General features: G+C 69.9%; 9 protein-coding genes. 5 read left to right on the forward strand and 4 right to left on the reverse strand.

Translation table 11 applies throughout. From position 1 onward, the window contains the following. The first annotated feature begins 45 nt into the window (after positions 1-45). Positions 46-2,319 (forward strand): DUF2339 domain-containing protein, encoded by a 2,274-nt coding sequence (locus tag ACFYTS_RS16955; protein WP_387305078.1) that lies wholly within the window; start codon positions 46-48, stop codon positions 2,317-2,319. A 59-nt stretch (positions 2,320-2,378) separates the two neighbouring features. Here the strand turns inward: ACFYTS_RS16955 and ACFYTS_RS16960 are convergent, their stop codons facing one another. Genes ACFYTS_RS16960 through trmB form a run of 3 tightly spaced genes read right to left on the reverse strand, consistent with a single transcriptional unit; the run spans position 2,379 to position 7,308 of the window. Next, positions 2,379-5,687, reverse strand: a complete 3,309-nt coding sequence (locus ACFYTS_RS16960; protein ID WP_387305081.1) for an MMPL family transporter — start codon at positions 5,685-5,687, stop codon at positions 2,379-2,381. Beyond that, a complete protein-coding gene (locus ACFYTS_RS16965; protein WP_357094131.1) occupies positions 5,687-6,457 on the reverse strand; it encodes an NYN domain-containing protein in 771 nt (256 codons plus the stop codon). Before ACFYTS_RS16965 ends, ACFYTS_RS16960 begins: the two co-directional genes overlap by 1 nt. After that, positions 6,454-7,308: a tRNA (guanosine(46)-N7)-methyltransferase TrmB gene (gene trmB / locus ACFYTS_RS16970; RefSeq protein ID WP_387305083.1), complete on the reverse strand. Its 855-nt coding sequence runs from the start codon at positions 7,306-7,308 to the stop codon at positions 6,454-6,456. The genes ACFYTS_RS16965 and trmB overlap by 4 nt, the downstream gene beginning before the upstream one ends. Before the next feature lie 268 nt (positions 7,309-7,576). On the opposite strand from trmB, the gene ACFYTS_RS16975 reads away from it, so the two are divergent. The 3 genes from ACFYTS_RS16975 (at position 7,577) to ACFYTS_RS16985 (ending at position 12,250) form a co-directional block, all read left to right on the forward strand. Continuing rightward, a complete protein-coding gene (locus ACFYTS_RS16975) occupies positions 7,577-8,245 on the forward strand; it encodes a GTPase domain-containing protein (protein ID WP_387305085.1) in 669 nt (222 codons plus the stop codon). A gap of 51 nt (positions 8,246-8,296) precedes the next feature. Next, positions 8,297-10,180: a hypothetical protein gene (locus ACFYTS_RS16980; RefSeq protein ID WP_387305179.1), complete on the forward strand. Its 1,884-nt coding sequence runs from the start codon at positions 8,297-8,299 to the stop codon at positions 10,178-10,180. Positions 10,181-10,423: 243 nt separating this feature from the next. After that, positions 10,424-12,250 (forward strand): phosphoenolpyruvate carboxykinase (GTP), encoded by a 1,827-nt coding sequence (locus ACFYTS_RS16985; RefSeq protein ID WP_357274520.1) that lies wholly within the window; start codon positions 10,424-10,426, stop codon positions 12,248-12,250. A gap of 130 nt (positions 12,251-12,380) precedes the next feature. Here ACFYTS_RS16985 and ACFYTS_RS16990 read toward each other — a convergent pair whose 3' ends face one another. Then, the gene (locus tag ACFYTS_RS16990) at positions 12,381-13,820 is read right to left on the reverse strand and encodes an aldehyde dehydrogenase (RefSeq protein WP_387305088.1); all 1,440 of its coding nucleotides are present in this window, start codon (positions 13,818-13,820) and stop codon (positions 12,381-12,383) included. A 239-nt stretch (positions 13,821-14,059) separates the two neighbouring features. Here ACFYTS_RS16990 and ACFYTS_RS16995 point away from each other — a divergent pair, with 239 nt between their 5' ends. Next, positions 14,060-14,263, forward strand: coding sequence for a hypothetical protein (locus ACFYTS_RS16995; RefSeq protein WP_357274516.1), 204 nt, complete (start codon positions 14,060-14,062; stop codon positions 14,261-14,263). The last annotated feature ends 129 nt before the right edge of the window (positions 14,264-14,392 follow it).

Genomic DNA, 14,392 nt, shown 5'->3' on the forward strand with positions numbered 1-14,392 from the left:
TTTCTACTCATGTGGCAGAACCTCCAGGTCGGGAGCATTGCGGGCATGAATCCCGCCATCGATCCCCGCCTGATCGCGCGGCTGTCGACCGAATTCACCTCGCTCGGCGAGCACCTGAACATCCTCGGCCGCGACCTCGACACCCTGCACACGCAGGTTCTCGCCGAAACCATGCGCACCGCGGCACAGACCGCGACCGGTACGGGCGTTGCCGGAGCGGGCAGTTCTGAGGCCCCTTCGACCGTCTCGGTCACGGAACGGCGGACGGACCAGGGCGTTCCGGGCACACTCGATGAAGTTGCCGCTGCTGAGCAGGGCGGACTGCCGGTTCAGGGGACGGTTCCGACGGGGCAGGAGGTTCTGGCCTGGAGTGCGCCGGGGTCCGGCCCGGCCGGGGCCGCGCCCATATGGGGGCAGTCACCCGTGGGCGTGCCGGGATGGCCTGCGCAGCAGGGGGTTCCGACCCCGGGAGCGCCCGGCGCTGGTCCGGCGGCCGGGTGGGGGCAGCCGCCCTCGTCAGGTATCGGAATGCCCGGGGTGCCGGGTGCGCCGATCCCACCCGCCTCCGGTTGGATCCCGCCGTCGGGTCCGATGGGAATGCCTGGGGCGCAGCCTGTCCCAGGTCCGGTAGGCGCGGCTGGGCCGGGCTGGGCCGGTCCGGGTGCGCAGCCGCTGTCGCCGATGCCCGGGTTACCGCAGCAGCGGCGCGTGGTGGCCGGGCGGCCGGTGCGGGAGCCGTGGTGGCAGCGGGAAGGTGTGATCAGCCGGGTGCTGGCCGTGGCCGGGGTGGCGGTCACGTTGATCGGCGTGGTCATGCTGCTGGTGCTGGCGGCGCAGGCCGGGTTCTTCGGGCCGGTGCCGAGAGTTGTTGCCGGTGGACTGTTCTCGGCCGCTCTGGTGGGGGTCGGGGCGCGAGTGTTCGCCGAGCCGGGGGGCCGGGTCGGGGGAATCGCATTGGCGGCCACCGGTATCGCCGGGGGATATCTGGATGTCGTCGCCATGACCACGATGTACCGGTGGCTGGATCCCATTGTCGGGTACGTGGTGGCATTCGGGATCGCGGCCGGGGGCATGGCGCTCGCCATGCGGTGGAACTCCCAGGGTCTGGCCGTGCTGGTCACCGCCGGGGCGGCGGTGCTCGCGCCGTTCGTGTCGACCGAGTTGATGCTTCTCGTCGGCTTCCTGATCGTGTTGCAGATCGCCGCCCTGCCGGTGCAGTTGGTGCGGGATTGGCCGTGGCTGCACGTGATTCGGACGATTCCGGCGGTGCTGGTGACCCTGCTCGCGGTGGTCGGCACGGCCCTCGATGCGGGCGCGGGCCCGGACCGGTATCAGGCGCTGGCCGCCGCGATCGTCATCGCGGTGACCGGGCTGGCCGGTGCGGTGCTCGCCGGGCGGCTGCGGGCGGGTGACGTGACCGCGAGCCTGAGCTTCGGGGCGGCGACCGTACCCATGCTGGCCGCGCCCGTGCTGTTCTCCGGGCGTACCGGGCCGACGGTGGTGGCCGGTGCGGTCGCGGCGGTGCTGCTGCTGGTCGCGGCGGTGCCGTGGGTGCCGAAACTCGGTGCTGCCGCGCGTATTCCGGGGCACCTGGCGGCGGTGTCCGCGCTGGCCGGCGCGGTCGCGCTGCTCGAGGCGTGTGTCGGCGTGACCGAGGTGCGGACGCTGCCGACGGCGCTGTTCGTGGTCGCCATGGGCTTCCTGGCGGTGGCCGGACAGCAGCGGTCGCGGTTCGCGGCGGCGCTCGGCGCGGCCTACGGCGGGCTGGGGGCGCTCGTGTTCCTGTTCCGCGCCGACCCGGCCACGCTGGCGGGGCAGGCGGAAGCCGAAGCGCACCTGGGTATTTCGACCGCGCTGTCGGCGGTGTTCCTGCTCGCGGTGCTGGCGGTCGCGGCCTGGACCGCGCGTCGTCTGGGTCTGCTCGACCGGGAGTCCGACGCCACCGTCCTGTCGGTGTTCGCCGGGATCGGCGGGCTGTACGCGGTGACCGCCCTGACCGTCTCGCTCGGCGTCGCCACCGGCAGCCGCGACGGGTTCCTCGCCGGACACGGCATCGCCACGGTGATCTGGATGGCCGCGGCCACCGCAGCCCTGCTGTTCGGTCTGCGCCGTCTCTCGCGCAGGTCGCCGCAGGCGAAGGTGGCGCTGGTGGCGGGCCTGCTGCTCACCGGCGCGGCCCTGGCCAAGCTGTTCCTGTTCGACCTGGCGACCCTGGCGGGCCTGCTGCGCGCGGCGGCGTTCCTGGTGGTGGGTGTGCTGCTGCTGATGGTCGGCACCCGCTACGCGCGGGCCTTCGCCGATCTGAACGCACGCACCTAGAGCGGTGGAAAACGAAGGCCCGGCCGAGGATTCGGCCGGGCCTCCCGCGTCGTATCGCGTCAGTCGTTGTTCTGGCGACGCAGCAGTTCGTTGACGCTCACCTGCTGCCCCTCACCACCGCGGTGCTTGGCGTCGTCCTCCTCCGGCTTGCCGGGACGACGACGGGAGGTGCGCAGATCCGACATCCACTGCTCGATGCTGCTGCGCCCGCCGCCGTCCTCGGGCTGCTCACCGGCCGCGTGATGCGCCGGATGATGTTCCGCGGGAGCGGCTTCCGGCGCGGGCTGCTCGCCCTCCGGCTGCGGCTGGTACAGCTGGGCCCGGGTGGCCGGATGCGGCGCGATCTTCGGCACGGGCGGCGGCAGCACCCGCTCCGACCCGACCGTGGACGCGGGTGGTGTCGCCTCGGGCTGCGGCACCGGGGTGACCGGCGGTGCGGGCTGCGAGATCGACGGCACCGAACTGGCCGGCGTGACCGGGGCGGGCGGGGGCGTGACACTCACGTCCTGGCCGTACGCCTGGCTCTCGGTGGGCGCGGCGGGCTGTTCGGGCTTGCGCTGCGGCAGACCGGGGGCGGAACCGCGTGCGGGCGAGGCGAAGTCGCCGATCGGGGTCACCGGACCGCGGGGCGCGGCGGACTCGGCGGGTCCGGCCGGGGCGACCGGCGGGACGGAACCGAGTTCGGTGGTCGGCGCTTCCGCGGCGGCCGCACTGATCACCCGGCGTGGGGCCAGCGGCGGAACCGACTCCGCGGGCGCGCCATAGCTCTCCGACGCGGTCCCGAAGGTCTCCACCGGCGGGCTGAAGGTCGCCTCGGTGCTGGGTTCGGTGATTCCGGTGGGCTTGGCGAAGGCTGGGGGCGCGGTGGTCGACGGCGTGACGCCGAAGCCGGGACGCGTGGTGGCGGACGGGAATCCGGTCCGGGGGCGCTCCGGTTCCGGCGCGGGCGCGGCGTTCTCCACCTGCTGCGCGGTGTTCTCCGGCGGCTGCGGCGTGTTGTCGGCGGGCGGCGTGGACTCGGCCGGCGTCACCGTGTCGATGCGCTGGGTCGGGGCCTCGCTGTCCACGTCGACGGTGCGGCGCGGGCGCGGCTTGCGCGGGCGCGCGGGCGTGGAACCGTCGGAGACGATCGGGATCTGCATGGTGACCGGGTCGGTGATCGGGGTGGTCTTGACCAGGTCCACCACCTCGCCGCCGCCGGGCCGCTCATCGTCGAGGATGGGCTCGCCCAGGCCGATCTTCTGCTGAACCTTCTTCATCCACTTGGGCGCCCACCAGCAGTCGTCGCCGAGCAGTTTCATGGTGGCCGGGACCAGCAGCATGCGCAGCACGGTCGCGTCGATGAACAGCGCCGACACCATGCCGTAGGCGATGTACTGCATCATCACCAGGTCGGAGAACGCGAACGCGCCCGTGACGACCAGCAGGATGAGCGCGGCCGCGGTGATGATGCGGCCGGTCTGCGCGGTGCCCGCGCGCACCGCCTCGGTGGTGCTCGCGCCTTGCGTGCGCGACTCCACCATGCGGGAGAGCAGGAACACCTCGTAGTCGATGGACAGGCCGTAGACCACGGAGATGATCAGCACCAGCACCGGCGACATGATCGGCTGCGGCGTGAAGTTCAACAGACCCGCGCCGTGACCGTCGATGAAGATCCAGGTCAGGATGCCGAGCGTGGACCCCAGGCCGAGCGCGCTCATCAGCGCCGCCTTGATGGGCAGCACCAGCGAGCCGAAGGTGAGGAACATCAGGATGGTGGTCACCAGCACCACCAGCGCGATCATCAATGGCATGCGGTCCAGCAGCGCGCTGATCGAATCCTGTTCGATGGCGGGCTGGCCGGTGACCATCATGTCGACGCCCTCGGGCACCTCCATGGCGCGCAGCACCTCGATGGCGGCGGCCTTGTCCGCGCCCTTCTCCAGGCGGCCTTCCGAGACCCACACGTTGGAGCCGTTCGGCGGCTTCGACGGGATCTGGAACTTGCCGTTGGACAGCAGGCCGGGCGTATCCGCGTTGGCCGCGCTGATGAGCGGTCCGACACTGCGCGAGTCGTCGGTGATGATGACCAGCTGCAGCGGATCGGACTTGCGCATCGGGAACACTTCGTCGAAGTGCTGCTGCGCCAGACGGGTCGAATTGTCCGGCGGGAGATAGGTTTCCGAGATGCCGCCGAACTGCAGGTTCTTCACCGGGATGATGAGCAGCAGCAGGCCGATGGTGATCGGGATGGCCACCTTCAGCGGGTGCTTCATGACCCACGCGGTCATCCGGCCCCAGAAGCCGTTCTCGATCTGCTCGGTGGTCTTCTCCTTGCGGAAACGCTTGAGGCCCAGGGCATCCACGCGCGGCCCGAGAATGGACAACAGCGCCGGCAGGACGGTGATCGCGGAGATCGCGGCCAGTGCGACGGTCGCGATGGTGCCGTAGGCCACGGACTTCAGGAAGCCCTGCGGGAACAGCAGCATGCCGGCGCTGGCGGCGATGATCATGGTCGCCGAGAAGATGACCGTGCGGCCGGCGGTCTGCACCGTGCGCCGCACCGCCGATTTGGTGTCGTAGCCGTCGGCCACTTCCTCCCGGAAGCGGCTGACTATGAACAGGCCGTAGTCGATGGCCAGGCCCAGGCCGATCATCGAAACCACCGGGGAGACGAACGAATTCACCTCGGTGAACTTCGTGATCCCCATGACGATGCCGTTCGCGCCGAGCACGGTGAGGCCACCGATGATCAGCGGCAGTGCGGCCGCGACGACGCCGCCGAAGATGAAGAACAGCAGGACGGCGACCACCGGAATCGCGATGATCTCCATGCGCTTCTGGTCCTGCGCCATGGTGTCGTTCAGGGTGCCCGCGATCGGCTGCATACCGCCGACCTCGACCGTCACGCCCGGAACGTCGAAGGCGTTCTTGACATTCCGGTAGTTGCGCATGATCTCGGTGTCGTTGTCGCCCTTGATGGCGACGGTCGCGAAGGCATGCTTGCGATCCGGGCTCGCGGCCTGCGCCAGCTGCTGACCGGTCTCGGTCCGCCACGGAGACGCGTTGACCTGCGTGATCTCCGGATGCTGCTTGGGCAGGTTGTTCAGGGACTCGATGACCTTCTGATTCCAGGCCGGGTCATCGATGGTCCCGCCGTCGGGCGCGGTGTACAGCAGCACCACATCGCTGTTGTGGTCGCGGTTGTAAACCTTGTCCTTGAGCTGCGCGGCCGCGGTCGACTCCGAGGTCGGGTCGTCCCATCCGCTGGAGCTGAGATGGTCCTCCAGCCCGAACCCGAACGCTCCCAATGAGAGCAGTGCGGCGACGACCACACCCAGGACGGTGTAGCGCAGCTTGTAGACCAGGTCGCCCCAGCGGGTGAACACTAAGCGACTCCTTGAGCGGGGCGGGAGGTGAGCAGGGCCGACAGCGGCCGGAACGGCTGCAGCCACGCACCCTCGTCGGGCAGCGAGTCGAGGCTGACCCTGGGCAGCGGTTCACGGAACACGCCCGGGATGTCCTCGAGGTCGATGAATTCGAGAATATCCGACGTGACGGCCCAACTCGCGTGCTCGCGGAAACCCAACACCTGAACAGGCACGCCGGAAGCGGCGATCTCCTCGAGGGGCGCGCGGAACGCCTGCCCGTCGGCGGAGGCCACCATGATCCCCGCCAGTCCGGCGCCGCGGCGGCGTAGCTCGATGTGGCCGAGCATGTCGCTGTCCACGTCGGAGTCTTCGTCGATCTTGGGTTTGGCGAAGACGGCGTAGCCGACATTGCGCAGCGCCTCGACCCAGGGCCGCACCACATCGGCGGTGCCGGGGGCGATATTGGTGAAGACGGTGGCCTCGGGCTCCACCCGGGTGGTGCTGCCCACCGACAGTTCGGCGGTGCGGGCCAGCAGCCAGCGGCCCAGCGCGTCGAAGCGCGGGCGGTAGGCGGCGGTGGGGCGGCCGCCGAGGATGGCGCCCAGGCCCATATCGAGATTCGGTGCATCCCAGACCAACAGCACGCGGCGTACGTCGGTGGCGGTGCCGCCAATGGCTACGGCTGCGTTGCCGTGGAGCCCGGTGGTGCCCTGTAGTCCGGTCGAGTCGCCGCCGTGCATTATTCCGGCAACTTCCGCGACCTCCGGGGTCATCTCACTGACGCTCATGATTCGATCTTCCCCCAGATGAACTCGGTGATGGCGCTACCCGCGCGGAGTCCTTTGTTTTCGAACTTGGTAATCGGACGTTCGAAACCAATCGGTGCCTTGTTTCGATACGCGTCAGGGTCCCCACCGGTGGGCTCGTTCATGCCGATGAGCTGGGGTTCCGCATTGCCGTGCAGGCCGATCCACTCCGCGTAGTCCGCGTGGTCGGTCGCGACGTGCAACACGCCGCCCGGAATCAGCCGACTTGCGATGAGTGCGAAGGTTTCCGGCTGCAACAGCCGCCGCTTGTGATGGCGGGCCTTAGGCCACGGGTCCGGAAAGAACACGCGCACGCCCGTCAGCGATTCGGGAGCAATCATATTTTCCAGGACATCCACGGCATCGCCGCGCAGCAGTCGGAGATTGTCGATCCCCTCCCGCTCCACCCGCTGCACCAGCTGCGCCAGACCCGGCTTGTAGACCTCGATGCCGATCAGGTTGAACTCCGGCTCGGCCTGCGCCATGGCCGCGGTGGCCGTGCCGGTGCCGCAGCCGATCTCGATGATCAGCGGGGCCGAACGGCCGAACCAGGCGTCGGCGTCCAGCTTTTCGTCGGACACGTCCTTGCCGATCACCGGCCACACCCGATCCCAGGCATCCTGGCGGGTGGGCGACACCGCGCCGCGGCGGGCGCGGAAGCTGGTGACCCGGGGATAGAGCCGGTTGCCGCCGACGGGGCGCTCGCGGCCGGCGGTCTGCTCCGACTCGGCGGCGGGGTTCTCCGAGTGACCGGGGTCACCGGCGGGGTCGGCGGACCGCGGCCCGGGAGCTGGCTCGGCAGAGGGGTTCGCGGCGTCGTTCACGGCGTCCATTGTCCAGTATTCGATCCTTGGCGCAGCAATCGACCACGGGTTCCGACGGCCAAGATCAATCCGGCTGCCAGGCCGGACGCCACACCGGACACGCCGACGCGACCACGCGCGATGACGACCGCACGGTGACTCACCTTGCGGTAGTTGCCATTTCCACCACCTGTCGCGGGGTGCTCCCGAGCCCGCGTCCCCGACCGCGCGGTCTTGATTGTGAGTTCCGTGAGAGTTTTCCGCCCCCACCTCCGCATCCGCCCGCTACGCTGCCCGCGTGCCGCCCCGGCGAACGCCGCGCATCCAGGTCACCGGCCGCGCCCGCGCCGGGAAGACCACGCTCTGCCGCGCCTTGTCCCTGCTCACCGCCGAGGAAACCGGCCCGCTCGACCGCCCCGGCCGCCCGAACCCCACCCTCGACGCCGACCTTCTCCTCTATGTCCTGCCCGGTCTGGCCGACGCCGCCGACCGGCGCATCCTCGCCACCCTCCCGACGGACCGGACCCTCATCGCGCTGAACAAGGCCGACGCCATCGGTGTCCGCTGGTCCGACGCCGCCACCACCGCGGAGGCGCTCACCGCCGACCTCGGTCGTCCGGTCTTCCCCGTGGTCGCGGCATTGGCCGCGCGCACCCGGGCGGGCACGCTCGACGACGCCGACCTGACCGCCCTGCGCCGCCACCGCGACCGCCCGGACCCGCCCTTGGCCCTCTCCCACGACCTCTTCCTCACCCCGGGCCTCGCCCCCGACTTCGAAGCCCGGCGTGCCCTCCTCGACCGCTGGGAGCTCTTCGGCGTCTCCTGCGCCCTGACCGCCTTGCGTCACGATCCCGGGCTCCCCGCCCAGCGACTGCTCCAGATCCTGCACTGCGCCAGCGGAATCGACCGCCTCCACCGCGAAATCCACCGCCGCTACGAAGCCGTCGCCGCGGGCATCCACGACTGATCCGCCGGCCACCGAGCCGAACCCACCGCCGGAAACGAATCAGCGGTGGTGATGCCCGCACACCGCTCCGCCGACCCCTCGCTTCCTGAGCGGAAGCCGGCGCCCGCGCGTCCCGATTCCGTCGCGCCGGAGCCGGAATCCATTGCGGCGCGAGCCGACATCCAGCTCACGGGTGCGGACCAGTCGGCAGCCGCGGTCGGCAGCCTCGCATTGCCGCCACCGGTTCGCGTTTCCACGAACCCGGATCAGGGGGCGGCCACGACTCGGACCGCTCCACGGGCGGACCCCGCTCCCGGTGGCCGGCTCGACCTGCCTCCGCTGGACCGGACGGCCCCCGCCGACCAGCCGGGCTCCGAAACTTCCTGCTCGCCGTCCGGTCCGGATCCCGCGGACACCCGCGAGCGGGTGGACGACTCGGCCGAGGCGAGCGGGTCGGTGGCGGCCCCGCCGACCGCGGCCGCGGCAGCGGTGTTGCCGGAGGCCGTGGAAGCCGTTGTCATGCGGTGGAATCCGCACGGGCTGGCCTTGCTGCGCGGGATGGCGACGCCGCAGCCGCGGGAGTCCGAAGTGGTCGCGCTCATCGGCGGTGACGAATCACACGCGGCGGCATTGCGGGTGGAACTGGCCCGGTATCGGCCGCGCGTCGACCTCACCGTTGTCGGCGCGGCGGGCGATGGCGGCCGCGGGCCGGAGGCCGGACCGCACCCGGTGGCGCTGGTCGTGCTCGATGCCGGTGCCCTGATCGGTGCGGAGCTGATCGGGAGAGTGCGAGGGTTGCGGGCCGACGGGACGCGGATCGTGTTCGCGCTCGACGGTATTCACGCGCATCGGGAGTGGCGGGAGGTGCGGAAGCTGGATGTGGAGCTGCTGGCCGAGGCGGGCGGCGGCGGGGAGGAGATCGTGCCGGTGTCGGCGCGGATGGCGGCGGTGGGGCGCGCGGCGGGGGACGCGGCGCTGGTGGATCGGTCGGGGGTGGGGTTGTTGCACGCGCGGTTGGTGGCGGCGGCCGGGGCGGGCGCGGTCGGGGATCAGGTGGCGATCGTGCGCGAGCGGGTGCTGGAAGAGACGCGGCGCCGGATTCGGGGGCAGTTGGGGAAGGTGCGGGACGGTGGGGACGTGGCGGGGTTGCGGGAGGAGAGGGCGCGGTTGCTGGCGGTGGGGGACGGGGGTCGCGGGGCGGCGATGAGCGTGGTGCGGAATCGGGCGCAGTTGGCTCGGGTGGAGCTGTTGCACGAGGTCGGGGCGCGGATTCGGGGGCTGCACGGCGAGTTGCGCGATGAGATCGACGGGTTGGCGCGGAATGCGCTCGCAGAATTTCCGCGGCGCGTCGGCGAATGTGTGGAAAAACTCACACAGGAGATGGATCGGTCGATTCGGTCCCGGATCGGCGAATTGTGCCGTCAGGTCGAGGAATCCGTCGCGGAGGAATGGCATATATCTTTTCCCGCCCCTGCGGACCGGGTGTCGCGCGCCGCGCCGACGCCGGGACCGCGGCTGCGGGGCGTGGAAGACCACCTGGTGCTGGTGCTGGGGGCCTCGGCGGGGTTCGGGCTGGGGCGGCTGCTGGTGACGCCGCTGGCCCTGTTGCAGGCCTTCGACTACGCGATCATGCCGATCAGTCTGGTCCTGGGTGCCGCGGGCGCGGGCTGGGTGGTGCGCGCCCGCCGACGCCTCGCCGAGGGCGCTCACCTGCGGCAATGGGTCGCCGACGCACTGGTCGACGCCCGCGCGGGACTGGAACAGCGGGTCGCCACCGCCCTGGTGGACGCCGAGGAACGGCTCACCGACGAGGTGCTCGGCAGCGCCGCCGCCCGCATGGTCGAAACCGATTTGCGGGTTGGTGAATTGGAGGCGCAATTGCGGCACGCGGCGCAGCGGCGACCCGCGCTCGTGCAGGCATGCGAACGTGACCTGGTCGCACTCGAATTCGTATAGCGGCTGGTCGGAGGTTTCGACCCGGTACCGACTGGACAACCCGATTCCGTACAGCGCGATATATGGCGTTAACCTCTATGGCAGGAACCAGGGCATCCGCCGAGTTCCTGTACGTGCGTCCAGCCGGTATGGGCACGCGTGCGGGACCGACGGGAGCCTTGCCGCAATTGGTGGCACTCGGTGTCGCGAGCCGCGCTCCTCGGCTCGATGTTCATCGGGGCCGCCCATCTCAGGAGAGTTTTCATGACCTCAGCGACCATTCCTGGTCTTCACGATGGCACCGCGCCCACCGAGCACAAGGAACTGCTTGCCTGGGTACAGGAGGTCGCAGAACTCACCCAGCCCGACCGCGTGGTCTGGTCGGATGGGTCCGAAGAGGAAGCGGCCCGTCTCTCCGAGCAGCTGGTCGCCGCCGGCACCTTCAAGAAGCTGAACGAGTCGAAGAAGCCCAACTCGTACCTGGCGCTCTCCGACCCCTCCGATGTGGCCCGCGTCGAATCGCGCACCTACATCTGCTCCAAGAACGAGGCCGACGCCGGTCCGACCAACAACTGGGTCGACCCGGCCGAGATGCGCGCCACCATGACCGAGCTGTACCGCGGCTCCATGAAGGGCCGCACCATGTATGTGGTGCCCTTCTGCATGGGCCCGCTCGGCGCCGAGGACCCCAAGCTGGGCGTCGAGATCACCGACTCCGAGTACGTCGTGGTCTCCATGCGCGTGATGACCCGCGCCGGCCAGGCCGCCCTCGAGAAGCTGGGCACCGACCGCCCCTTCGTGAAGGCCCTGCACTCCGTCGGCGCGCCGCTCGCCGAGGGCCAGGCCGACGTGCCGTGGCCGTGCAACGACACCAAGTACATCACCCACTTCCCCGAGGACCGCGAGATCTGGTCCTACGGTTCGGGTTACGGCGGCAACGCGCTGCTGGGCAAGAAGTGCTACTCGCTGCGCATCGCCTCGGCCATGGCGCACGACGAGGGCTGGCTGGCCGAGCACATGCTGATCCTCAAGCTGATCTCGCCCGAGAACAAGGCCTACTACATCGCCGCGGCGTTCCCGTCGGCCTGTGGCAAGACCAACCTCGCCATGATCCAGCCGACCATCCCGGGCTGGCGCGCCGAGACCCTCGGTGACGACATCGCGTGGATGCGCTTCGGCGCGGACGGCCGACTATATGCCGTCAACCCGGAGTTCGGCTTCTTCGGTGTCGCCCCCGGCACCAACCGCAGCTCGAACCCGAACGCCATGGCCACCATGGAGGCCGGCAACACCGTCTACACCAACGTCGCCCTCACCGACGACAACGACGTGTGGTGGGAGGGCCTCGAGGGCACTCCGGACCACCTCGTCGACTGGAAGGGCAACGACTGGTACGAGCGCGAGTCGGAAACCCTCGCCGCGCACCCGAACTCGCGCTACTGCACCCCGATGTCGCAGTGCCCGACCCTGGCCCCCGAGTGGGACGACCCGCAGGGCGTGCCGATCTCGGCCATCCTGTTCGGCGGTCGCCGCAAGACCACCATCCCGCTGGTGACCGAGTCCTTCGACTGGCAGCACGGCGTGTTCATGGGCTCGACCGTGGGCTCCGAGCAGACCGCCGCCGCCGAGGGCAAGGTCGGCACCGTCCGCCGCGACCCGATGGCCATGCTGCCGTTCATGGGCTACCACGTGGGTGACTACCTGAACCACTGGATCACCCTCGGCAAGAACGCCGACGCCCAGGCGCTGCCGAAGATCTTCTACGTCAACTGGTTCCGCCGTGGCGACGACGGCCGCTTCCTGTGGCCCGGATTCGGTGAGAACTCCCGTGTGCTGGAGTGGATCGTCGGCCGCATCGAGGGCCGCTCCGAGGCCATCGCCACCCCGATCGGCAATGTGCCGGTCGCGGCGAACCTCGACCTCGAGGGCCTCGACGTGACCGCCGCCGACGTCGACGAGGCCCTCGCGGTCAACGTCGAGGAGTGGCGGAACGAGCTGCCCTCGATCGAGGAGTGGTTCCAGTTCATCGGTGACAAGCTGCCTTCGGGCCTGCGCGACGAGTTCGAGGCGCTCAAGCAGCGCTTGGCGTGACAGCCGGTCGTGGGGGCTCCGCCCCCCACACCCACACCATGGGGCGGGGATCTCACCTCCCACGCCCCCGATAAGCGAAAACGGCTCGCCCGCACGGATTGTGCGGGCGAGCCGTTTCTTGTTCGGCTGGTTACGCGCCGTACCCCATGGGCAGGAGCAGGGACTTGGTCTCGCAATAGGCGTCGAGGCCCTCGGGGCCGTTCTCGCGGCCGATGCCGGAGGTCTTGTAGCCGCCGAAGGGCGCGCACGCGTCGAAGGCGTACCAGTTGATGGCGTAGGTGCCGGTGCGGACCTTCGCGGCGACGGTCGCGCCGTGCTCGACGTCGGCGGTCCACACCGAACCGGCGAGGCCGTAGTCGCTGTCGTTGGCGATCGCGATGGCCTCCTCCTCGGTGTCGTACGGGAGGACCGACAGGACCGGGCCGAAGATCTCTTCACGGGCGATGGTCATGGCGTTGTCCACGTCGGCGAAGACGGTGGGCTGGACGTACCAGCCGGGCAGGTCGTCGGGGCGGCCGCCGCCGCGGATCAGGCGCGCGCCCTCGTCCTTGCCCTTGGCGATGTAGCCCTCGACGCGTTCGCGCTGCGCCTTCGAGATGAGCGGGCCGAGCTGGGCGGCCGGATCGTCGGGCAGGCCCATCGGGAACAGGTCCACCGATGCGGTGAGGGCCTCGAGGATCTCGTCGTAGCGGCCGCGGGGGGCGAGGATGCGGGTCTGGGCCACGCAGGCCTGGCCGCTGTTCATCAGGCCGGAGAAGGCCAGCTTCGGCATGTCCTCGATGTTCATGTCGGGCAGCAGGATGGCGGCCGACTTGCCGCCGAGTTCCAGCGAACACCGCTTGAGCTGGCTGCCCGCGATGCTCGCGATCTTGCGGCCGACGGCGGAGCTGCCGGTGAAGGTCACCTTGTCGACGCCGGGGTGCGAGACCAGGTACTCGGAGGCGTCGGCCTCGGCGGGCAGCACCGAGAGCACGCCTTCGGGCAGTCCGGCCTCGGCGAAGATGTCGGCCAGCAGGTTGGCGGCCAGCGGGGTCAGCGGCGCGGGCTTGAGGACCACGCTGCACCCGGCGAGCAGGGCGGGGGCGAGCTTGTTGATGGCCAGGAAGATGGGCACGTTCCAGGCGATGACGGCGGCGACCACGCCGACCGGTTCGCGCGAGACGCGGGTGGTGCCGAACAGGCCGGTGCGGGTCTCGGTCCAGGGGAAGGACTTCCCGAGGCCGGCGTAGTAGTCGAGGGTGGCGCGGCCGGAGACGTAGTTGAGGGTGCTGGCGGCCATCGGCGGCGCACCGGTCTCGGCGGAGAGCGCGTTGGCGATGTCCCCGGACTTCTGGTCCAGCAGCGCGACGGCGCGGGAGAGCAGGGCGGCGCGTTCCTCCGGCGGGGTGGCGGGCCAGGGTCCGCTGTCGAAGGCCCGGCGGGCGGCGGCGACCGCGGCGTCCACGTCGGCGCGGGTGACGACAGGCACGCTGCCGACGGTTTCCAAGGTTGCGGGCGAGACGACGGGCAGGGTGTCGGGGCCGGCCGGCGCGGTCCAGCGGCCACCGATGAACAGACTCTGGTACTCCATGAGAACACGTTACAGTTTTGCGCCCTGACTTGTCCGCGTCCCGGTGGGCAATCGTCCCGCTGGCCGGGATTTTCTTTGAAATTGGACCCCTCAGTTTCTAAGCACCCTTGTTACCGGCGAGGCAATACGCGGTTTGAAATCTCGGTTGCCCGGCGGTGGCCTATGCTCGGGTCAGAACACCTTTCTCCACCACTTCGGTCGGTCGCTATTCCATAGCTCTTCGAAAGGTAGATCCCCGCATGGCTGATACGCGGCTCGATGACTTCCTGGTGAATGAGTTGTCCGATACCGACTCTTCGGTGACCAGCACCCCCATGCAGCGTGCGGCGGGCCAATTGCGGCGGGTGCTGCCGCCAGGGTGGCGGGTGGAGGTGGTGGAGGCGACCTATCCGACTGTCCGGAAAGGGCAACCGGCGCTGCGACTTCTGATGCCGGAGGACTGATCCGCGTCGGACGCGTAGTGGCGCAAGCGCTTCCGCATTCTTGTGGCAAATCGTGAGCGCTCCGAATAATCGAATCCCGACCTGTCGGTTCGATTTTCGCCGAACGCACTATTGCATTCGGAAGCCATA

It is taken from the genome of Nocardia sp. NPDC004151, from assembly GCF_042874235.1.
Classification (GTDB): Bacteria; Actinomycetota; Actinomycetes; order Mycobacteriales; family Mycobacteriaceae; genus Nocardia.